Raw genomic sequence first — 21,701 nt, forward strand, 5'->3', positions numbered from 1 at the left:
CTGCGATGTTCTAACGATCGATCTCTAACAATTGTCGCTCATGTTCAAACACAGGACGTTTTTGTCCGCGCTCTTCAATTAACACAATATTAGGATCGGGTGCGTCGCTATTAACGAAGTGTTGGAAGCGTTGGAGTTTGACTGGATCTTTGAGGGTAGCATCCCACTCACAGGCGTAGGTGGCTACCTGATGCTCCATTTGCGCTTCTAATTCGGCGGCGATGCCGAGGGAGTCGTGGATGATTACCTGTTGAAGGTATTCCATTCCGCCTTCGAGTTTATTAAACCATGTGGCTGTCCGCTCTAAACGGTTAGCAGTGCGGATGTAGAACATCAAGAACCTGTCAATATAGCGAATCAATGTCTCTTTATCTAAATCGCCAGCTAGGAGTTGAGCGTGTTGGGGTTTGATACCACCATTGCCGCATACATATAGGTTCCAGCCTTTTTCGGTGGCGATGATGCCAAAATCCTTGCTTTGAGCTTCCGCACATTCGCGGGTACAACCAGAGACTGCGGATTTGAACTTGTGGGGCGCGCGAAGTCCACGGTAACGTAATTCTACCTCGATCGCGAGGCTGACCGAATCTTGTACTCCAAATCGACACCAGGTACTTCCCACACAGGATTTGACTGTCCGTAGAGCCTTGCCATAAGCGTGTCCAGATTCAAAGCCAGCAGCCACGAGCCGCTGCCAAATTAGGGGCAGTTGGTCTACCCTTGCACCGAGTAAATCAATCCGCTGTGCGCCCGTAATCTTGGTGTAGAGTCCAAAGTCTTTGGCGACTTCACCCAGTACGATGAGTTTTTCAGGGGTGATTTCGCCGCCAGGGATGCGGGGGATAACTGAGTAGGTACCATCGCGTTGAATATTGGCGAGGAAGGCATCGTTGGTATCTTGGAGGCTGACGTGGGGTGCGTCGAGAATTTGGTCATTCCAAGCGGAGGCGAGGATCGAACTGACTGCTGGTTTACAGATTTCGCAGCCGCGTCCGGTACCATGTCGATCGAGTAGTTGTTGGAAGGTGTGGATGTCTTGCGATCGAACTAAGCTATATAATTCCTGACGGGAGAAGGCGAAGTGTTCGCACAGGTGATTATTAACGGCGATTCCGGCTTTTTTGAGTTCGGATTTGAGTAAGTCGGTAACTAGCGGAATGCAACCGCCGCAGCCCGTTCCGGCATTTATACAAGATTTGACGCTACCGATATCGCGCAGTTCTTGCGCTTGAATTACGGTGCAAATTTGACCTTTGGTGACGTTATTACACGAGCAAATTTGGGCGGTATCTGGAAGTTGTTCGACTCCCATCGCCATTGTCGCCCCACTGCGCGGCGGTAAAATCAGATCCTCTGGATGGGGCGGTAATGCCATCTGATTTTGCATCAGTTGAAGTAAGGTACCGTACACAGTCGCATCGCCGACGAGGATACCACCTAATAAACGGCTACCGTCCTGGTTGACTACCAGCTTTTTATAAGTACCACTGACAGCATCATCGATCGCAATTACTTTCGCGCCAGCCGTCTTCCCAAATGCGTCTCCAAAGCTAGCTACATCGATGCCCAATAGCTTCAATTTGGTGGACATATCTGCGCCCGTAAAATTATTTGTTTCGCTACCACAGAGACGATCTGCGGCGACTTCGGCCATCCGGTAGCCAGGGGCAACTAGCCCAAAAATTTGATTATTGTAGAGAGCGCATTCACCGATCGCATAGACATCAGGATCGGATGTTTGACAATTATCGTCGATCGCGATGCCACCTCGATCGCCGATCTTCAAGCCACACTGACGCGCCAACTCATCCTGAGGACGAATTCCTGCCGAGAAGACGATCGTATCAGTCAGCAATTCAGTGCCATCGGCAAACTGCATTTTGTGAACGCGCCCATGCTCGTCGGCGACAATCTCCGTCGTCGATTTACCCGTATGGATGCCAATCCCCAAATCTTCAATTTTCTGGCGCAATACCGCCCCACCAGCGTCATCTACCTGTACGGGCATCAGACGCGGCATGAATTCTACTACATGCGTCTTTAGTCCCAAATTTTGCAGTGCATTGGCACATTCCAAGCCTAGTAGTCCACCACCGACGACCACCCCAACTTTACAGTCTTTGGCATACGCTGCGGTTGCTTCGAGATCGCAGATCGTCCGATAGACAAAAGTACCAGGTAAATCGTTACCTTTAATCGGCGGTACAAATGGATAGGAGCCAGTCGCCAGCACCAGCTTGTCATAACTAATCGTCACCCCTTTTGCCGAAGTGACAGTCTTATTTGCTCGATCGATACTGATAGCCTTATCGCCGACGTGTACCTGAATATGATTGTCTTGATAAAAATCCGGTGCGACAAGTGACAAATCTTCAGCACTCTTCCCTGCAAAGTAACCGCTGAGATTGACCCGATCGTAAGCTACCCGTGGCTCTTCACAAAAGCAGATCAGCTCCCAGTCTGCACCTTTTGCCGCCATCTGTTCGAGGAACCGATGACCGACCATGCCGTTCCCGATCGTCACTAACCGCTTTGTCATGCCAATGCTGCCTATAGCTACAATAAACCCAAGTTTATACAAGGCTATGCAGATTTACAATTTTAGTTTGTCTCCGTTGATACACAAATGCTCAAAATATTCAGCGATCGCATCATCTTAATCCTGTTTTGGGTCGATCTTTTGGCGTCGATGACGATCTCAGTCAAATTAATTGCATTAAGCCTGGAGAGAATTGTCTAAAAACTAGACAGTGGAATGGACGATTCGTTCGCCCAGCAGTAACCACCCTATGGTACCGTCCACCATCTAGTCATATTTTAGATTCAATGATGCTCAGTTACTTAGATTTCGTCTGAGCCGATCGATTAATGATGCTTTTTGTTAATCTCTCCTTCAAAAGGTTGAACACCAGTTGCAGGATATTTATTACGATCGAGTCCGAATATTCGCTCGGCCGCATCGGAAAAATAACCGATGAACCGTTCTAACATGGTGGCAATTCGCATGATTTACATCCGTACCTTTTTAAGGTAAGTGGTTTAATCTTCGCTCCTACTAATTGTAAGTTTTCTATTTTCAAAAAATTATTAATAGCATAGATATTTAACTATTAACTATCAACTGTTCACAGTACTCCTTTAGAACTAGGGATAGTCCCCAGCCGACGCAGATCTAGTTCGGTGGCCATCCGCATGGCTCTGGCAAAAGCTTTGAAAGTAGCTTCGATAATGTGATGGGAATTGATGCCATCTAATTGGCGAATGTGGAGCGTCATCAGACTGTGATTGATGACAGCTACAAAAAATTCTCGGACTAGCTGAGTATCGTAAGTACCTACTCGCTGAGTGGGAATTTCCAAGCCATAACTGAGGTGGGGACGACCGGAAAAATCTAGTGCGACTTGTACCAAGGCTTCGTCTAGAGGGGCGACAAAATGACCGAACCTGACAATGCCCTTGCGATCGCCTAGAGCTTTGGCAAGAGCCATCCCCAGGGTAATTCCGACATCTTCATTGGTATGGTGATCGTCGATGTGGATATCTCCGGTGGCGGTAATCTGGAGATCGAATAAGCCGTGGGCGGCAATTTGGTGGAGCATGTGATCCAGAAAGGGAATCCCTGTCTGGGCGTGACAGATGCCAGTACCATCGAGATCGATCGTAACGGTGACATCTGTTTCACCAGTTTGACGATGGACTGTGGCGGTGCGATGTGATGAGCTATGATGCTGAATTAAGGGAGTGGTGCTGGCTTGAGTCGCTGTTGACATATAGCTACTGAGGCTGATGGTCTAGTCATCTATTCTATCACTCCAGCCACTATCCACCATTCACCATCCACCATTCACTATCCACCATCCCCCCTTGCAACTTCTGGCAAAGATTTGGGAATCATAGAGAAGGTAATCTTCAGATGCAATGGAATCGGTAGATGAGTGGAATGTCGATGGGTGATGTCTTGATACCAGGGGAAACATTACCACTAATTCCCTATCAATCACAGGATCTCGCGCGGTTAATAGAATCCTTTCGCCAACAGCAGGTAAGTGGTACTTTCCAGTTGGAAGTAGAACTACAGCCAGGAAGATATTGGCAGCGAGTCTTGATTTGGTATCGGGGAGAAATTACCTACGGGGGTAATAAATTAATCGATCGCGGTGAGTTGATTAGAATACTTGTCAAAAAGTTTAAACCAGAATATTCACAATCGATCGAGGGGTGGCTGATCCAACAATTAGTCTCTCCTCATTCAAGTCGCGAACTGTTAGCATTTTTGGTGAAAAAACAACTCCTGACGTGGGAACAGATCGAGACGTGGGCGCAAGGACAAGCAGTATTTGCACTCGAACAGGCGATCGGTTTTGGTGGGAAATATCGATTTAGCCACCAGCTGGAAGTTGACTTCTATCTTGGTGCGACGGGATCTGGATTGAACTGGCAACAGTTAATGATGAGTGTCAATACCCGCCAACAATATTGGAGCAAGATCGGGAATCTAATTCCGGGGATTGCCGCAGTTCCACTCCCACTGACTGCGGCAATGTCCGCCAAAATCGCCGAAAAAGCGATCGCGCAACACGCTCAGAAGTGGTTTGATGGGCACAGAACGATCGTCGATATCGCGACTGCGCTCGATCGCGATCCGCTTCAAGTCGCCCGTTCCTAGGCACAATGGGCACAGATGGGTTGGATGCAGTCTCAGCAGCCTGCCGATATCTCGATGGAGTCCCTAGTCCCCGTAGAATTGCCGATCGTCTTGTCTGTAGATGATAGTCCGATCGTCCAAACTCGGATCAAGCGGGCGTTGAGCGAGCGGTTTGAGGTACTACTGGCGAATGATGCGATGAGTGCCCTGCATTTGTTGGCTCGACAGCCTGTGGATTTGCTGTTGCTGGATGTGACGATGCCCGGTATCGATGGGATCGAGCTGTGTCAAACGCTCCGGCGCATGAGCAAATTTACCCAGTTACCGATCGTCATGCTGACAGCCAAAGACAAGAGTTACGATCGGGCACTAGCAGAAATGGTGGGAGCAACTGAATATCTCACCAAACCGCTAGATGATGAAAAATTGATTGCAATTGTCGATCGATACACCAAGCGTGGGCATATTCAATGATAAGTCCAGCACCTAATGTAATTCAATACACATTATATACATCATGTCAGATAAGCAAAATCTGATCTTTGGGCTACACGGCTCCCTCTATGGAATTAATACGGGGTTTGTCAGAGAAATCTGTTGGTTGCCTGAGTTGTACTCATTAGCCACCACTCCAGCAGATATTATCGGGATCTTCAATTGGCGATCGCGAATGGTGCCTGTGATGCACTTAGATTTGCGATTTGGCTGGAGTTTTTCCGGCTGTAGTGTCACAGATCGAGTCATTGTGGTGGAGTGTCAAGGCACTTATCTGGGCATCGTTGCTCATGAAGTATTTGATGTTCGATCGATCGACCCTCAGCCCTTGGATCTCGATCTGATCCAACGTCAATCGCCGATCGATCGTAACTTTATCATCGGCATCGCCCAGAGCGATCGAGATCTAGTCTCTTGCCTCGATCTCGATCGATTGATGCGAGAGCCAGATGCGATCGCCGCTCTAGATCGCCACGAGCCACCCCTGGCTGCTGGTGCTGACTTTTATCATCGTTGCTGTGCCCAGGCTACAGTCGCCGAACGCGCCACCTTTGCCACTCGCGCCAGCCAGCTCAAGATATCAGTCATTCAGACTCAGACCGACGAGACAGATACGGGCGTTTTAGTCGTCCAAATTGGTACCGATTACTTTGGACTGCCACTCCAACTCATCGTCGATGTGGATACACTCGATCGATTTGCGCTCTCACCAGTACCACTTGCACCGCCCCAAATTTTAGGTCAAATCAACTGGCGAGGGCAAATTTTGCCATTACTAGAGCTAGGGACAGTATTGCAAATTCCCGCTTCCCCTCGCCAAGAAGTGGTAGTCGTCCAGATCGACGATTTCCAAGTTGGCATTGGGGTCGATCGGATATTTGATGTCTTGTATCTAGCAAATACACAGATTGATGCGCTCCCGATCGCCAGTACCAGTCAACTACGCAAATATCTGCGTGGCGTCACCAAATATACTGATAGATTGCTGTATTTAGTCAAAATTCAGGAATTAGTCGAAGGCGAATTTTTATCAAAAAGTGTAACTTAAATATTCATAACTAAATATAGTTCTTGTGTTTTAATTTCATTCTCTATCATTAACTATTGCAATTGACAAACTTTATGTTCCCAACTAACCTGTTGACTAAAGTCAAAAGACTTTCTTTGAAAACGAAAGCAATTAGCACTGTAATATTACTGTCGTTACTACCTATCATTGGAGTTGGAGGGATAGCTTTCGTCGTTTCTTCTAATAACCTGCGACGAACAGAAGTGGAGGCTCAACAATCTAGTACGTTAACAATGGGAAATATAATCAGCAACTTTATTCAGCTACGGAGTAAAGACATTCAGACTATGGTTGACTTGCCAATTTTTAGCAATTCAGCGATCTCAAAAAACTTGACTTTGGCTTCACAGGCAGAGATTTTTAATATCTATGTAGATAGATATAGATATTATGATAGCTTAACATTGATGGATCTAAATGGAAAGGTTATCGTAGCATCGAGGGGCAGTCTCGATAATGATGCTAACCGCGATTACTTCCAAGCAACGCTCAAAACTGAAAAACCTCAAATTAGTAAGGTCGAAGTTTCTCGCACGACGAAACAAGCCTCAATCTATTTTACAGCATTAGTTAGAGAGGCTGATACGGAGAAAGTAATCGGAGTAATTCAGGCGAGAATGCCACTTACTACACTCAAAGATATTACGCCACCTTCTGCATTTAATCAAAGTGAATGGCGGCTAATTAATAAGAACACAAATAAATTTGTGCTGGCAGATCGTAAAAAAGATCTCGATTTCGGCGTTAGTGGTATTGATAGTTATCAGCAGCTCAAGGATAGCGATAAATCATTTACTAATACTGAGCAAGATCGAGTCACTGGAGATCGAAAACTAGTCTCCGTTGCTAATATCACAGGCGGAGAAAAGTTAACTAATGTAAATTTGGCGATCGCCACGTTTAAAGATCTGAAAATAATTCAGGACAAGGAAAATTCTGTCCTAGTCGTGCTGTTATTGGGAATGCTAGGCACAGGCGGTATTACAGTCGGCTTAGTACTATTTTTTGGTAGTCGAATTACCAAATTTATCCAACGGACGATCGCGACAATTACGACTTCTGCCAATGAAATCGTCGATACCGTGCAGACGCAAGAGATCGCCGTTAACGAACAGGCAAACTCCGCCATCGCCACGACAGATACCATCAATGAATTGGAAAGCATCTCCACCGAAACAGCCGCGCAAGCATCCGCTTCCGCCGATGGAGCCAGACAAGCACTGTCTCTAGCCGAAGCAGGTACTCAAGCGGTGCAAAAGACTATTCATGAAATGTCCGACTTGCGCGAGCGCGTCGATGAGATCGCCGCTCAGATTACCAATCTCGGTGCCCAAACCGGACAAATCACCACCGTATCGGATCTGGTATCAGATCTCGCCAAACAAACCAACATGCTCGCCCTCAAAGCCGCCGTCGAAGCTGCCCGCGCTGGCGAACAGGGGAAAGGATTTGGGGTAGTTGCAGGTGAGATTCGGAAGCTCGCCGATGAAAGTAAAAAATCCGCTCAGAAGATTAATAACCTCGCCACCAACATTCAAGCGGCGATCGATCGCACCGTCATAACTACCGAGCGTGGTACCAAGACAGTTACTGACGGCATCCAACTTGCCGAAAATACCGCCGTGACTTTTCACGGCGTGACAGATGCCGTCAACAACGTCTTCCTCAACTCCCAGCAAATTTCCGCTAGTACCAAACGCCAAGCCACAGCCATTCAACAAGTACTTGGTGCAATGAGTACGATCTCGGAAAGTTCTCAAGAAAGTGCCGTCGGTATGCACAAAGTCAAGACCTCCACCAGAGAACTCAACCTGATTGCAGACGAGCTGCAAGCAGCGGTGAGCTAAGAGAGTGGATGGTGGGCAAATAGGGCAGACGCAAGCGGCTTAAAAAAATAGATGCTTACCACCGACTATCCACCATCCACCATCCACCATCCACCCATCCACCCATCCACCCATCCAGCCTCCTATGCTATCCACATTCACAACCAATTTTCAAGATAAATTAAATAGCTTTTCCTTTAGAAAGAAAGCAGCTATTGTTGCCGTATTATTTTCGACGCTACCTGTCGTAGGGATTGGACTACTTGCTTATAATTTGGCACATGATAGTCTTCAAACATCCGAAACTCAGCAACAACAGTACATAACTGATTCTTTTAAAGGTAACTTAATCAGATTCCTGATTCTGCGTCGGAAAGATATTCAAAGTTTGTCGTTAGCACCAGTGCTGACAAATCCCCAACTTAGAGCTAGTAGCTCGGTATCAGAAATTGAAACTTACTTAAATCGATTCCAAGATACTTATAAGTTGTACGACAGCATTATGGTATTCGACCTTCAGGGAAATCCGCTGTATGTTTCCCAAGGTAGTCCCCGCGATAATCATCGCGATCGAGCATATTTCCAAGCGACGCTCAAAACTGGCAAAGCCCAGATTTCCAACGCCTCAATTTCCAAGAGTTCGGGAAAGACTGTCTTCCATATTACCGCTCCCATTCTGAATAGTAGCACCGGAGAGCTAATTGGTGTTGTCCGCGCTCGAATGCCGATTGAGTCTCTCAAAGTACTCGCTCAAGCTTTTGGTGTCGGTAGTAGTAATCGTAATAAGTGGTATATTCTCGACAGAAATCTCAATCAATTTCTCCTCGCTGGAGAGAGCAATCGAATTGGGCTTCCAGGTAATAGCTTTAACAGTTACGAAAAACTGAAAAATGCTCCGCAGCCCACCACAGTCATCGATACCGAGAAAGTTGATGGGAAAGCTCAACTAGCATCCTATGTCGCTGTTTCTGAAACCCCAGATTTGCAAGATCTCGGACTAACAATTCTCATTGCCAAGGATACCGCTGATATTTTTGCCAAAGAGCAGGGAATAATCGTAGTTATTGCTTTAGGAGTACTGGTAACAGGTGGTTTGACCTTGGGTTTATCCCTTTTATTGGGGAATCGAATTACCAAGTTTATCGCCAAGCTTGCTGACTCGATCGTTACTTCTTCTGGGGAGATCGTCGATACGGTAGAAATGCAGGAAATCACAGTCAATCTCCAGGCAAATTCGGCGATCGATACCAGTAACACCGTCAACGAACTGGGGGCGATCTCATTCCAATCTGCCGCCCAAGCTGAAGCCGCCACCAATAACGCCAGACAAGCACTCTCCCTCTCAGAAGATGGGACTCGATCGGTACAACAGACCCTCCAAGGCATGTCTGGACTCCGAGATAAAGTCGATGCGATCGCCAATCAGATCGTCAATCTCAGCGAACAAACCGGACAGATTACTCTAGTATCCGACCTCGTGGCAGATCTGGCAAGTCAAACCAATATGCTCGCCCTCAACGCAGCGGTAGAAGCTGCGCGGGCGGGGGAACAGGGTCGAGGTTTTAGTGTAGTTGCCGACGAAATCCGGAAACTAGCCGACCAAAGTAAGAAATCTGCTGACAAAATCAACGATCTAGCCAACGATATTCAATCAGCAATCAACCGGACGGTAATGGTGACTGATGAAGGTACCAAAACTGTAAATGAGGGGATCGACCTGGCTCGATCGACCGCAGCCACCTTCGTGGGCGTGACAGATGCCGTTAACAACGTATTCTTGAACTCCCAACAAATCTCGACTAGTGCCAAGCAACAAGCGATCTCGATCCAACAAGTACTCAGCTCGATGACGACGATCTCTCAAGGCTCTCAAGAAAGTGCCGTAGGAATGCACCAAGTGAAAATGACGACTAAAGAGTTGACACAGGTGGCGGATGAGCTGAAGGCAGCAGTGGTTTAGAGGGTAAAGGGTAGAGGGTAAAGGGTGGATGGTGGATGGTGGATGGTGGATGGTGGATGGTGAATGGTGGATGGCTTCAGCTCTTACTCCCTTCCTACTCAAGAAATAGACGAGCGCAGTTCACTATCCACCATTTACTATTCACCCACTACCCTAATATCTAATTATTCACTGTGAAGGGATTAATAATCATCTACTATTTGCCAATAACCAATAATATTTCCCAAGTAATTGTCAAGATCGAGGTGATTGAATGAGTGTTAGTAGTTTTCGTGATTTAAGAGTTTGGCAGCTAGGGATGGAAGTAGCTGAAAAAGTATATCGATTGACAGCAGACTTTCCCAAGTCAGAAACTTATGGTTTGAGTAGTCAGATGCGACGATCGGCAGTTTCGATCCCTTCAAATATTGCTGAAGGTCAGGGTCGAGACTCAACTAAAGAATTTTTGCATTTCCTCGCAATTGCATTCGGCTCGATCTGCGAACTTGAAACTCAACTACTGTTAGCACATCGCTTTAGCTATCTATCCGATAACGATCTTCAAATAATTCTTGCTACTTTAACATCAACGAGTAAAACAACTCGCAACTTACAAAAGGCTCTTAAATTGAAATTGCAAACTTAATGAATAGTGGATGTCAAATAGCTAATAAAAAAGCTTGGTAATTACAAGAAAAACCATCCACCATTCACCATTCACCATTCACCATTCACCATCCACCACAACCCCATGTACATTGACGACGACGAACTCCGAGGACTATACAAAACCTCAGCTACCGAACATATCCAAGCGATCGAGTCGGCATTGATGCAGTTGGAAAAACAACCGCAAGATTCGGCTGTATTAAAAGACTTGTTGCGCTCGGCGCATACGCTCAAGGGTGACTCGCGGATGCTGGGGGTAGAAGATGTGGAAACTCTCGTTCATCAGATCGAAGAGTGTCTGATGCCGCTAGAAAGAGGGCAGACGATGATGGATGAGCAATTGTGCGATCGGCTGTATGTCGGACTCGATACCATCAAGCAATTAGCCCATACTGCGGTGACAGGCGAACCCAATGATGTCAATATGTTTTATGTATTGGCAACATTAATGGGGGATGCTGGCGTAGTTCCGCCGCCCGTTACTGCTGCTCAACCAGCATTCACGCCAGATCCATTGGTCGATGGGCAAGTATCCGATGGTTGGATAACACTCTCTAATGAAGAACCTCTGTTTGAGATGTCTTCAGATCTGTGGGTACATGAAAACAATGACTTACTTGCACCAATGTCGTTGGAAGCTCTGCCCTGGGACACTGATACGCCCCAAACAAATTTCTTGGAGTTAGGCGCACTATTTCCACCTGACTCGACTTTACCAAAGCTCGATCGCGATATAGTTTTTAGTGACTTCGATCTGATGCCTGGAACTGCACCAACAGATCTGGAGCAGATCTTTCTGTCAGACGATAACTTGTTACTGATGTCTGATATTTCAGATAGTGATGGCACCCGTAGCTCGGTAGATCGATCGATCTTTGATGCAGATCTTTTCGCTACCACTTTCGAGAGCCTGTCGATCCCGATGAGCGGAGATTTGGGAGAGCCGATCCTGTTTGGTACCAACATTCCTACCGAGGAAGTAGCAATATCTTCAGCAGTTGACAACCCCATCCCCACCCTACAAGTTCAATCTGCCGTAGCTGCTCCGACAGCAAATGTCAGTGACTACCAAATCGAAACAATTCGGGTGGAAGCCAAGCAACTAGATGCCCTGATGGGACAATCTGGTGAAATTAATGTCATCAACCAGCAAATCGCCAGTAGATTGCTCGATCTCGAAGCAATGATGGAACTCTGGGAGAATGGCAACCGCGATCTGCAACAGATCCAAATACTCCAACAAACTCCTCCACAATCGCCACTGCATCGGCAACTGAGCCGCAATCATCAGCAGTGGGAGCAAATGGGCGCATTAATCGCTAAGTTTAAAAAATCGATCGATGGAGATAGCTCCAGACTAGATCTAGTTACCTCCGCTCTAGAATCAGGAGTCAAAAAGCTCCGACTACTACCACTATCAACGATCTTTAATCTCTTTCCTCGGATGGTAAGAGATTTAGCCAAAACTCAATCTAAAGAAATTAATTTGGCGATCGAGGGTGGCGATCTCCTCCTCGATAAACGGCTTCTAGAAGAGATAAAAGACCCCTTGACGCACATTTTGCGAAATGCGATCGATCATGGCATTGAGACGCCTAAAGAACGCCTCCAGCAGGATAAATTGACTGCTGCTAACTTGACGATCCAAGTCCGTCAAGCTGGCAACCAAACGACGATCGAGATCCTTGACGATGGGCGGGGATTGGACATACAACGGATTAAAGCCACAGCCATCAAGCGGGGCTTATATACTAGTGCCGAGTTGGAACTGATGAGTATAGACAAGATTCAATCTCTGATCTTTGCGTCAGGGTTTTCTACCCGTACGCGAGTCACAGAGCTATCTGGGCGCGGCGTCGGATTGGATATCGTCCGTACCAATGTCGAACGAATTAAAGGTTCGGTAGATGTTGAATCATCACCAAATGGTGGATGTAAGTTCAGGATCGTCCTCAGTCATACGATCGGTAGTTCTCAAGTGATGATGGTAAATGTTCGCAACCAAACTTACGCCATCCCAGTAGAATTTGTCGATCGGATGTTGCTGGTTAATAAAGCCGAAATCTTTGCACTCAGTGGCACTTCTACCACCGAGATCGACGGACAGACGGTGACAGTTGCTTGGCTAGCCGATCTGCTCTCCCTGCCCTCCGTTACACCCCACTCCCCTGGAGAAATCAAACGCACCTCCAATTCGATCGCTTGTCTACTAATCCAGTCAGGACGGCAAAAATTGGCACTGCTGGTCGATCGGATCGACGATCGACAGTTAGTCACCATCGAAGCCCCCCATCCGCTCCTCAAACATGTTCCTCACCTAGCTGGGGCAACAATTTTAGGTACGGGAGAAGTCTGCTTGGTGCTCAACCCGATCGATCTGCTGACAACGGCTGCGGGGGGCAATCCGCTCTCATCAAAAGTCGCAGCGATTACACCGATTGCGGCGGTTGCGCCAGCGATCTTGCTAGTCGAAGACTCACGCGTGATTCGGATTCAAATGACGCGGATCTTGGAGGGAGCTGGCTACCGCGTCACCACCGCAAATGACGGCTTGGAGGGCTGGGAAAAACTCCAAGCAGGTCAATACGATCTCGTCGTCTCCGACGTAGAAATGCCCCGCTGGAGCGGATTACAACTGACAGCAGCCATCCGCTCCAGCACCCAATCCCAAGTCCCAATAGTTTTGGTAACAACCCTATCACAAGCAGTCGATCGCGATCGCGGCTTTCAAGCTGGTGCCAATGCCTATCTCACCAAAGGCGATTTCGACCAGCAACTGTTGCTGGATACGCTTGAGAGGTTGATCTAGGAAGGTGGAAGGTGGAAGGTGAATGGTGAATGGTGGATGGTGGATAGGTATAAGGACGCTTGCGTCCTTTCTACTCCCAATTCCTGACTATTGACTCATTCACCATCCACCCATCCACCCATCCACCATCCACCCATCCACCCATCCACCCATCCACCATTCACCCATCCCCCATCATGGCTCCTACTAAAGTTCTCATCGTTGAAGATTCTCCCGTAGCAATGGAAGTACTGCAACGGCTATTTAAATCTACTCCCGAAATCGAAATTGTCGGTGTCGCTCGGAATGGTCAAGAAGCCCTAGCAATGATTCCCCGTCTCAATCCTACCGTTATCTGTACAGACTTCCACATGGAACCGATCGATGGATTGGAACTCACCAAACAAGTGATGGCAAACTTCCCCCGCCCGATCCTGGTACTCAGCAACTCCGTCAAATCAGACGATACCAAAAATGTTTTCGCACTGCTCCAAGCTGGAGCCTCAGATATTTACCCCAAACCGATGGGCGGTGACTATGCCGAATACGAAGCAGTCAAACAAAAAATCCTCTCTAAAATCAAACTCCTAGCAGGAATGACAGTCAAAGCAAGACCAATAAAGTAGGCTTGAGGCTTGAGGCTTGAGGCTTTAGGGACTAGGCTTTAGGTATCGATCGATACCTAGAAAAAATCCCCTAGAGCCTCAACCCTTAAAATCTCAAAGCTCAAGCCTTACCCAATTCCTAACTCCTCAAGCCCAACCTTGAAGCCTAAAACCTCAAACCTCAAGCCTAAAGCCTAAAGCCTAAAACCTAAAACCATGCCTATTAAAGTTCTCCTCGTCGAAGATTCGCTCATCGCGCTCGAACTGCTGCAACGTCTATTGAGAAGTAGCCCAGAAGTTGAAATAGTCGGTACTGCCCGAAATGGTCGAGAAGCTCTAGAACTGATTCCTCAAGTCAATCCTAGTGTGATTTGTACCGATTTGCACATGGCACCGATCGATGGGTTGGAACTCACCAAAGAGGTAATGGCAAAATTCCCCCGTCCGATTTTAGTGATTAGTAACTCAGTTCAGGAAGACGATACTAGAAATATCTTTGGACTACTCCAAGCAGGTGCGGTGGATATCTTCCCCAAACCTATCAGCGGCGACTATCGGGAATACGAGCAAGTCAAGCAGCGACTGCTTGCTAAAATTAAAATGCTCTCGCAGGTGACTGTCAAAGCTAAATCTCAGCATCCAGAATGGCAATCGACTGGTGCTAGTGCCCATATTAATGACCCTAGTAGCTTACGCGCGATCGCGATCGGTGCATCGACAGGTGGCCCTCAAGCCATCCATAAGCTCGTTACTTCCCTACCTCCAGATTTCCCCATCCCCCTGATTTGCGCCCAACATATCGGCGATGGATTTTTGACAGGGTTGATTAGCTGGCTCAAGGAAGATGCACATTTAAATGTCAAAGTCGCCCAAATTGGTGAGACTCCCGCACCTAAAACAGTCTATTTCGCACCAGAGAGGGCGCATTTAGAATTTGATGCTCAGGGTAAATTTATCTACAGTAACTTCATATCTGCTAATGGTACTTGCCCCTCGATCGATGCTCTATTTCGCTCTGTAGCGAGGATCTACGGTAGCTCTAGTGCGAGTATATTGCTCACGGGCATGGGTACCGATGGAGTCGTTGGCACTGAGGCTGTAGCCGCTGCTGGGGGGATAACGATTGCTCAAGATGAACAAAGTTGTCTGGTGTTTGGCATGTCCAAATTCGCGATCGATTCTGGCTCTGTCGGACACATTCTTAGCCTCTCAGAAATTGCCCCCTTTCTACTTACCAAAGTTGCCAACTGTCAATTGGTTGAAAGTTGAAGTCATGTCCGATCTCGATCGATTAGCTAATAAATGGCAACAATGTTTTACGGCGCGATTCTCTACCTGCGAGGAGCAGCGAGTCTTTAATATTCTAGTTGCTGCATATACTCAACCAGATCGTCATTACCACAATCTCCATCATATCGATCGCCTCCTCACGACAATCGATCGGTTTGCCGAAACATCAATTTAAAATCCTACTGCTGTAAAACTAGCAGTCTGGTTTCACGATTTTGTATATGATTCCCAAGCTTCAGATAATGAAGCTCAAAGTGCTAAATTTGCTGAAGAATTACTCAAAAACATCGGTATTTCGAGCAAATTAATCGATCGCGTACAGCAGCTTATTTTGGCAACACAGGGACATCAAATCGATCCTGACGATCCCGATCTATGTATTTTTTTGGATGCAGATCTAGCCATTCTCGGTGCAGATCCAGCCCAATATCAAGCTTATATGCGATCGATTCGCTGTGAATATAGTTGGGTATCAGATGCCGCATACAAAGTCGGACGCACCCAAGTATTAGAAAGCTTTCTCCAACGCGATCGACTTTATTATACAGATTTACTCAGCGATGAATTAGAATCGATCGCTCGTTTCAATATCAAGCAAGAAATAGCCAATTATCAAGACTAGTTTTTTCTTCTAACACCTAAAACCCAAAACCTAAAGCCTAAAGCCTAAAAACTAACACCTAACACCTAACACCTCAAACCTCAAAACTAAAGCCTAAAGCCTAATTCAATTGCTCGCCCAGATTATTACCATAGATACCCACTCGCCGATAATGCGGTTCGATTCCAATTAGATCGTTAATGTTGCGCTCGATCGTATCGCAAATTGTATCGAGAGGTAGATCGTTAGGATCTGTACCAAAAGGATTTTCAATCTCTACACCGATCGCTTCAATTCCAAATAGAGTAAAACTAACTAAAGCAGTCGCTGGTGCTGTCCACCATCTAAGTTCTTCGACAACTTGAAAAGGTAATAACAAGCAATAAATAAACAGTAATTGTCTGAGGTGAATGGCGTAAGCTAGCGGCATTGGTGTCCTGAGTATCCGTTCGCAAGCACCAAGCGTATCGACTAGACTGTTTAAGATCGTTTGCAATTCATTCATTTGATACAGACTAATCTGTCCCTGCTCCTGTTTTGCTTGGAGAAAATCACTAATCCAAAAAGCAATTTCTAGCGGCGGATTGTTCATGGTTTGGAGCTTGGCAAATTGCAGCGGCGAGACAAGTTTTGACAAGCGATCGTCAACAGGCTGCGCCCTTAGATGTAACTTAGTAGCAATAGCGAATGCTACTAATAATTTTACAGCTTGCTCTTTTTCCTGCTGATGAGTCGGCTCGATCTCAGTAATAGCGACCCAAATTAATCGTGATAAATTACGAGTATGATTGACAATATTCCCCCAAGCTTTTCGTCCCTCCCAAAACCTTTCATAAGCAGTATTTGTCCGAAATACTAATAATAAACCTAAGACGATACTCGGAATAATTCCCCCGATGGCTTTAGCTACAATCGGGATTTTGTAGAAATTCAAAACTGATATAAATAAGCCAAAAGCTCCACACCATAAAACTCGACTGAGAATAGCTGGAATTACCGAACTTTCGATGTTTAAGGCAGTTTTAAACCATTTTGTTTGCTTTAAGCTCATAATTCCTTAGTTTGGGCGGCAACAATTGGCTCATCATGGGGTTTTGGGCGTTTACCATCAATGAGCGCACTTACAGTCATATCACCCATAACATTGATTGCGGTTCGACATCGATCGAGAAACCAGTCTACCGTAATTAGGATCGCAATATACTCCGTCGGCAACCCCACGGAAGAAAATACCAACGTCATCGTCACTAACCCCGCTTCGGGGATTCCCGCAGCCCCCACAGATGCCACAATTGAAGTTAGCATCACCATCACCTGTTGTACCAGTGTCAGATTTTGCCCCAATACCTGAGAGATAAATAGTGCCGACATCGCCTCATAGAGCGCGGTACCATCATTATTAAAGTTACTCCCCACCAGTGCGCCGAGCGAAGCTGAAGACTCGCGTAGCCCCACTTTTTCAATCAAAGATCTAAAAGTGAGCGGCATAGTTGCCGTCGAAGAACCCGTCGAAAAAGCAGTAATCAACGCATCCGATCCACCTGAGAGAAATTTTAGCGGCGGTACCCAAGATCCAAGTTTAACTCTAATTAGATAGTAAGCAGCTTGAAGTAATAACGCCAAAATTACCGCAATCACAAACGCACCCAAAGCTTTGAATGGAGCAAATCCTTGAAGGGCAATTGTTTTAGAAACAATCCCAAATACAGCAAATGGAACTAAAGCAATTACCCAATGTAAAATTCTAATTACTGCATCAAATAATAAGCCAATTGTCTGCTCGATCGCTAAATAATCATGCTGTCCCCGATTTACTTGTTCTGTCTTAATTGCTCTGAGGACAATTGCAAATGCCAGTGCTACAAATATCAGCGAAATCACATTGTTATCCACTAGCGGTTTTAGTACCGAATCGGGAATAATATCAGCAAGTAAACTCCAGGGATCGAGTTGTTTGGCAGTAGTATTCGTAGTTGGCGAAGTTACTAAGGATTGTCCTCCAGCACCAGGGCGTAAAATATTCGCAACTAGTAAGCCGATCGCGATCGCTACTAGTGTATTAGTAATTAATAAGATCGATAACTTTCGCCCAGAGTTACTAGGAATCTCTGCTGTCAAAAAGGTATGGAGGATGGCTAGAAAAATTAGTGGAGTTGCTAGAGTTCGCAAAGCCTTGAGAATCAGCGTACTTGGCAATGCTAAATGGTTGATGACTTCCCGATCCAAGATCGGGTTTCCTGCACCTAAAAGTACGCCAACTATTACTGCTACAATTAGAGCGGCAACAATCTGTAAATATAATGGAATTTTATTCATTATTTGCTTACCAATTTAAATTAGGGATGAGGACTCAGAGATTAGATGGGCGGTAATTACTTTTAATTGGGACTAAACTGCTAAATTATGACTTACTGTTTGGGAATTATTTCTGCTCATGGATTGGTAATGGCAGCCGATTCTCGAACTAATGCGGGAGTTGATTATGTTTCTACCTATCGGAAGATGTTTGATTTTTCTGTACCTGGCGATCGAACTGTTGTGTTGTGTACTTCGGGAAATCTATCGATTACCCAGTCTGTCATACTTAGTGTAGAACAAGATTTGGGATCTCTAGATGTCGAAAATTTACATTCTCACCAGAGTATGTATGATATCGCTTGCTATCTAGGGGAGAAATTACGACAGATCCAAGCCAGGGAAAGGGAATGGCTAGAAAAAGATCGGATCGATAGTAGCTGTAATATCTTACTGGGTGGGCAAGTACGCGGGCAACCGACGGAGTTATATATGCTCTACCGTCAGGGCAATTTCATCAAGGCAATGCCCGAAACGCCGTTTCTACAAATTGGCGAAATTAAGTATGGTAGACCAATTTTAGATCGAACTTTGACCTTTGAGACTAGTATCGAAGATGCGGCTAAATGTGCCCTCCTATCCTTCGATTCGACAATGAAATCAAATGTCTCTGTCGGCCCACCGATCGATCTAATGATGTATCATGCTGATAGTTTCGAGATTCGCCACCAGCTTACCTTCCACCGAGGCGATCCTTACCTACTACAAGTCCGTAGAGAGTGGGAATCCTTTCTCAAAACTGCTTTCGAGCGGATGCCACCGATCGATTGGGAGCGAAATACCGATCTCGCACCGGATCGAACTGAATTTTCAGGTTTTCTTGATGAGTAGAGGGTAGAGGGTAGTTTTAGTAGGGTGTGTTAGGCATCAGCCGTAACGCACCAAGATCGAAGTGAATTTTCAGGTTTTCTCGATCGATAGTCGATAGCTCATTTCGGTGGCTACCATGCCTAGGGTTCGCAATTTCCCCTCTACGGGGGTTGTCTGGACTGGGAGGGGGGATGAAGCGATCGCCATGTGTCCGTCTGCGACAACTAAGCCATGAGTGGGATCGTAGCCCCGCCAGCCCGCTCCAGGGAGATATATTTCCGCCCAAGCATGAAGGTGTCTGTCATCACTCTCGGCTCCAGCTTCGTAGCCGCTGACAAATCTTCCCGCCAATCCTACCGCCCGACACACTTCGATAAATAATACCGTCAAATCTCGACAGGAGCCGGAGCGATTTTTCCAGACGATCCCAGGCGGAAGTGCAGCTCCAGTCTGACGGAGGGAATATTTACAAGTATGGTAGATCCGTTGATTGAGTTTGGAGAGGAAGGAGAGCGTATTCCCCTCGACAGTATTCCAGATTTCCCCTGCTACCTCAGCCGCAATCGGATCGATCGATCCAGCTAGGTATCCAATTAGATATGGTTGCAATTGTTGAGACATCGATCGGGGATAATCGATCGGTAGATGAGCCGCCCACGGTTCGAGCAGATAGTTGAAGGGATCGGTAAGATTGGTAGATACTGTGGATTGGGTGTGAATTTGGAGGTTGGTAGTAGGATAGTTATCGAACCAAATGACGATCGAGTCATTACCATCGAGATCGATCGATTCGACAATTTGCTGCGGTGTCGGCGAGATCGACAGCGCAAACGCCGTCACCGATTGATGGAGATTCGATCGCGGGCGCAATCTCAATTGGTGAGGCGCGAAGGTGACTGGTTGGCTATAGGTATAATTGATGGAATGGTCGATCTGATAGATACTCATGATGCCACCCTAGTGTCGATCGTCAAAAAGGTATCGTTGATCTCTTGCGAGACACCGTTAAGCCGACTCTGGGTTTCATCTAAGAACTCATGTAATCCCCCTTTGGTGATTTCCTCGATCGACAAAAAATCTAATTCCGATCGCAGTTTACCCAGTTTATGTTCGGCAGGATTGCACCAAGTATCGCTCTGAGAGCCACTAATCAGATGTAAGCATTTTTCGGCAGAGTGGAGACAGAATTGAATCGATCTTGGGAACTGTCGATCGAAGATCAAAAACCGTGCGATATCTGAAGGATTAATGCGGCGGTACATTTTACGGTACATTTCATAAGCACTGGTAGATTTCAATAAGGCAATCCACTGCAATTCATCCAATGCCGAGCCGACACCATTGGGCAAGATAATAAAGTACTTGACATCCAAAATCCGCGCCGTTTTATCCGCCCGTTCGATCGATCGTCCAATCTGTCCAAAATGCCACGCCTCATTATGCGACATCGTAGCGTCCATCACTCCCGCAAATTGGTGACTCGCCATTTTTACCGCTGCGAAAAATGCTGGTAGATCTGGCTTAGTCTCGGCTTCCGCTGCCGCTTTCACCATGAAGTAAAAACTATTTACCTGCTCCCACGTCTCCGATGAAATAATTTCCCGTACCGATCGAGCATTATTCCGCGCAGATTGGAGACAAGATAAAATCGAGTTGGGATACTTCTCATCGTAGGTGAGAAACTGCACCACATTTTGCGCTGTCGCCGCTCCATAACGACTACGAAAAGTAGCTAAATCTCCGGTGGTAATCACAATCGGCTCCCACTGTCGATCGTTTACCACCACACTATCAAGCAATAAATTTAGATTAACATCGACAAATCGAGCGATATTTTCCGCCCGTTCGATATAACGATTTAGCCAGTAGATTGAATTAGCAACACGACTTAGCATAGGGAGAAGGCTTTAGGCTTTAGGTATTAGGCTTTAGGTATTAGACTTGAGAATTCAGTTGTAGGGTGTGTTAGGCGCAAGCCGTAACGCACCAATATTTGATCCTAGAGATCTGATTTTGAATCGTCATATATCAAGTTATCAGGTTCAAATTGTACCTGACGATATAGATTGGAAATTGTAATTTCCACCTCAATTGATTCTAGTAGCAGAGTATCTTCTAGATCGTATTCAGACAACACCCATCGATCGAGATTATTGCGTCGAAATACTTCCACCTTTGGACGATCGACCTGAACTAACACATACTCTTGCAAAGATCGAAATTGACGGTACCTCTCAAATTTTGCACCTCGATCGATCGCTTCCGTCCAAGGTGACAATACTTCAATAATCAAACAAGGAAATTGGACTATTTGGGCATCATCATCGCGCTCATCACACGTCACTACTACATTTGGATAAAAGTACTTTCGTCCTGGCTCCACTTGAACTTTGACATCAGCAATATAAACATCACAATCGCGATCTAGCAGAGCATCATCCAGCAGTTTCGAGAAATTCAATGAGATCCGATTGTGATTGCGAGTTCCACCGCTCATCCCTACTACTTCACCATCCCAATACTCATGACGTTCCTCCTGGGTAGGTTCCCAGTCTAAATATTCGGCAGCGGACATGAATAAGCGAGCGGGTAAAGCAACCATAATTTAA

At 46.2% G+C, this 21,701-nt stretch carries 20 protein-coding genes; 12 read left to right on the forward strand and 8 right to left on the reverse strand.

The genetic code is table 11. The annotated features are described in order from the left end of the window. Positions 1-10 precede the first annotated feature (10 nt). The 3 genes from nirB to hisB all read right to left on the reverse strand — a co-directional run bounded on the left by nirB (position 11) and on the right by hisB (position 3,770). The gene (gene nirB / locus ACEW9J_RS12720; RefSeq protein ID WP_373545489.1) at positions 11-2,539 is read right to left on the reverse strand and encodes a nitrite reductase large subunit NirB; all 2,529 of its coding nucleotides are present in this window, start codon (positions 2,537-2,539) and stop codon (positions 11-13) included. A 326-nt stretch (positions 2,540-2,865) separates the two neighbouring features. Beyond that, positions 2,866-3,006, reverse strand: a complete 141-nt coding sequence (locus ACEW9J_RS12725; protein ID WP_373545490.1) for a hypothetical protein — start codon at positions 3,004-3,006, stop codon at positions 2,866-2,868. A gap of 119 nt (positions 3,007-3,125) precedes the next feature. Continuing rightward, on the reverse strand, positions 3,126-3,770 hold the full coding sequence (gene hisB / locus ACEW9J_RS12730) for an imidazoleglycerol-phosphate dehydratase HisB (RefSeq protein ID WP_373545491.1): 645 nt from the start codon (positions 3,768-3,770) through the stop codon (positions 3,126-3,128). A gap of 161 nt (positions 3,771-3,931) precedes the next feature. On the opposite strand from hisB, the gene ACEW9J_RS12735 reads away from it, so the two are divergent. The 11 genes from ACEW9J_RS12735 to ACEW9J_RS12785 all read left to right on the forward strand — a co-directional run bounded on the left by ACEW9J_RS12735 (position 3,932) and on the right by ACEW9J_RS12785 (position 15,948). Further along, positions 3,932-4,666 carry a hypothetical protein gene (locus ACEW9J_RS12735; RefSeq protein ID WP_373545492.1) on the forward strand — a complete coding sequence of 245 codons (735 nt, stop codon included), beginning with the start codon at positions 3,932-3,934 and terminating at the stop codon, positions 4,664-4,666. 24 nt (positions 4,667-4,690) lie between these two features. Further along, on the forward strand, positions 4,691-5,119 hold the full coding sequence (locus ACEW9J_RS12740; protein WP_373545493.1) for a PleD family two-component system response regulator: 429 nt from the start codon (positions 4,691-4,693) through the stop codon (positions 5,117-5,119). A gap of 43 nt (positions 5,120-5,162) precedes the next feature. Then, complete coding sequence (locus ACEW9J_RS12745; RefSeq protein WP_373545494.1) at positions 5,163-6,188, forward strand: chemotaxis protein CheW; 1,026 nt, start codon at positions 5,163-5,165, stop codon at positions 6,186-6,188. A 254-nt stretch (positions 6,189-6,442) separates the two neighbouring features. Further along, on the forward strand, positions 6,443-8,056 hold the full coding sequence (locus tag ACEW9J_RS12750; protein ID WP_373545495.1) for a methyl-accepting chemotaxis protein: 1,614 nt from the start codon (positions 6,443-6,445) through the stop codon (positions 8,054-8,056). A gap of 124 nt (positions 8,057-8,180) precedes the next feature. After that, entirely contained in the window at positions 8,181-9,995 is a 1,815-nt protein-coding gene (locus ACEW9J_RS12755; RefSeq protein WP_373545496.1) for a methyl-accepting chemotaxis protein, read from the forward strand. Between the two features lie 253 nt (positions 9,996-10,248). Further along, a complete protein-coding gene (locus ACEW9J_RS12760) occupies positions 10,249-10,620 on the forward strand; it encodes a four helix bundle protein (RefSeq protein ID WP_373545497.1) in 372 nt (123 codons plus the stop codon). Between the two features lie 105 nt (positions 10,621-10,725). Continuing rightward, on the forward strand, positions 10,726-13,452 hold the full coding sequence (locus ACEW9J_RS12765) for a response regulator (protein ID WP_373545498.1): 2,727 nt from the start codon (positions 10,726-10,728) through the stop codon (positions 13,450-13,452). Positions 13,453-13,511: 59 nt separating this feature from the next. Further along, on the forward strand, positions 13,512-14,057 hold the full coding sequence (locus tag ACEW9J_RS12770; RefSeq protein ID WP_373545499.1) for a response regulator: 546 nt from the start codon (positions 13,512-13,514) through the stop codon (positions 14,055-14,057). Between the two features lie 195 nt (positions 14,058-14,252). Beyond that, entirely contained in the window at positions 14,253-15,305 is a 1,053-nt protein-coding gene (locus ACEW9J_RS12775) for a chemotaxis protein CheB (protein ID WP_373545500.1), read from the forward strand. After that, positions 15,277-15,501, forward strand: a complete 225-nt coding sequence (locus tag ACEW9J_RS12780) for a hypothetical protein (RefSeq protein WP_373545501.1) — start codon at positions 15,277-15,279, stop codon at positions 15,499-15,501. The genes ACEW9J_RS12775 and ACEW9J_RS12780 overlap by 29 nt, the downstream gene beginning before the upstream one ends. Before the next feature lie 156 nt (positions 15,502-15,657). Beyond that, a complete protein-coding gene (locus tag ACEW9J_RS12785; protein ID WP_373545502.1) occupies positions 15,658-15,948 on the forward strand; it encodes a hypothetical protein in 291 nt (96 codons plus the stop codon). Positions 15,949-16,048: 100 nt separating this feature from the next. On the opposite strand, the gene ACEW9J_RS12790 is transcribed toward ACEW9J_RS12785, so the two are convergent. Further along, positions 16,049-16,978, reverse strand: a complete 930-nt coding sequence (locus ACEW9J_RS12790; protein WP_373545503.1) for a bestrophin family protein — start codon at positions 16,976-16,978, stop codon at positions 16,049-16,051. Then, positions 16,975-18,243 (reverse strand): dicarboxylate/amino acid:cation symporter, encoded by a 1,269-nt coding sequence (locus ACEW9J_RS12795; protein ID WP_373545504.1) that lies wholly within the window; start codon positions 18,241-18,243, stop codon positions 16,975-16,977. Before ACEW9J_RS12795 ends, ACEW9J_RS12790 begins: the two co-directional genes overlap by 4 nt. An 87-nt stretch (positions 18,244-18,330) precedes the next feature. Here ACEW9J_RS12795 and ACEW9J_RS12800 point away from each other — a divergent pair, with 87 nt between their 5' ends. After that, a complete protein-coding gene (locus ACEW9J_RS12800) occupies positions 18,331-19,113 on the forward strand; it encodes a peptidase (RefSeq protein ID WP_373545505.1) in 783 nt (260 codons plus the stop codon). A 69-nt stretch (positions 19,114-19,182) separates the two neighbouring features. Here the strand turns inward: ACEW9J_RS12800 and ACEW9J_RS12805 are convergent, their stop codons facing one another. The 3 genes from ACEW9J_RS12805 to ACEW9J_RS12815 form a co-directional block, all read right to left on the reverse strand. Continuing rightward, positions 19,183-20,040 (reverse strand): transglutaminase N-terminal domain-containing protein, encoded by an 858-nt coding sequence (locus ACEW9J_RS12805; RefSeq protein WP_373545506.1) that lies wholly within the window; start codon positions 20,038-20,040, stop codon positions 19,183-19,185. Then, entirely contained in the window at positions 20,037-20,987 is a 951-nt protein-coding gene (locus ACEW9J_RS12810; protein WP_373545507.1) for an alpha-E domain-containing protein, read from the reverse strand. The genes ACEW9J_RS12805 and ACEW9J_RS12810 overlap by 4 nt, the downstream gene beginning before the upstream one ends. 104 nt (positions 20,988-21,091) lie before the next feature. Then, on the reverse strand, positions 21,092-21,694 hold the full coding sequence (locus ACEW9J_RS12815; protein ID WP_373545508.1) for a Uma2 family endonuclease: 603 nt from the start codon (positions 21,692-21,694) through the stop codon (positions 21,092-21,094). Positions 21,695-21,701 lie beyond the last annotated feature (7 nt).

It is taken from the genome of Chamaesiphon sp. (assembly GCF_041737865.1).
Taxonomy (GTDB): domain Bacteria; phylum Cyanobacteriota; class Cyanobacteriia; order Cyanobacteriales; family Chamaesiphonaceae; genus Chamaesiphon.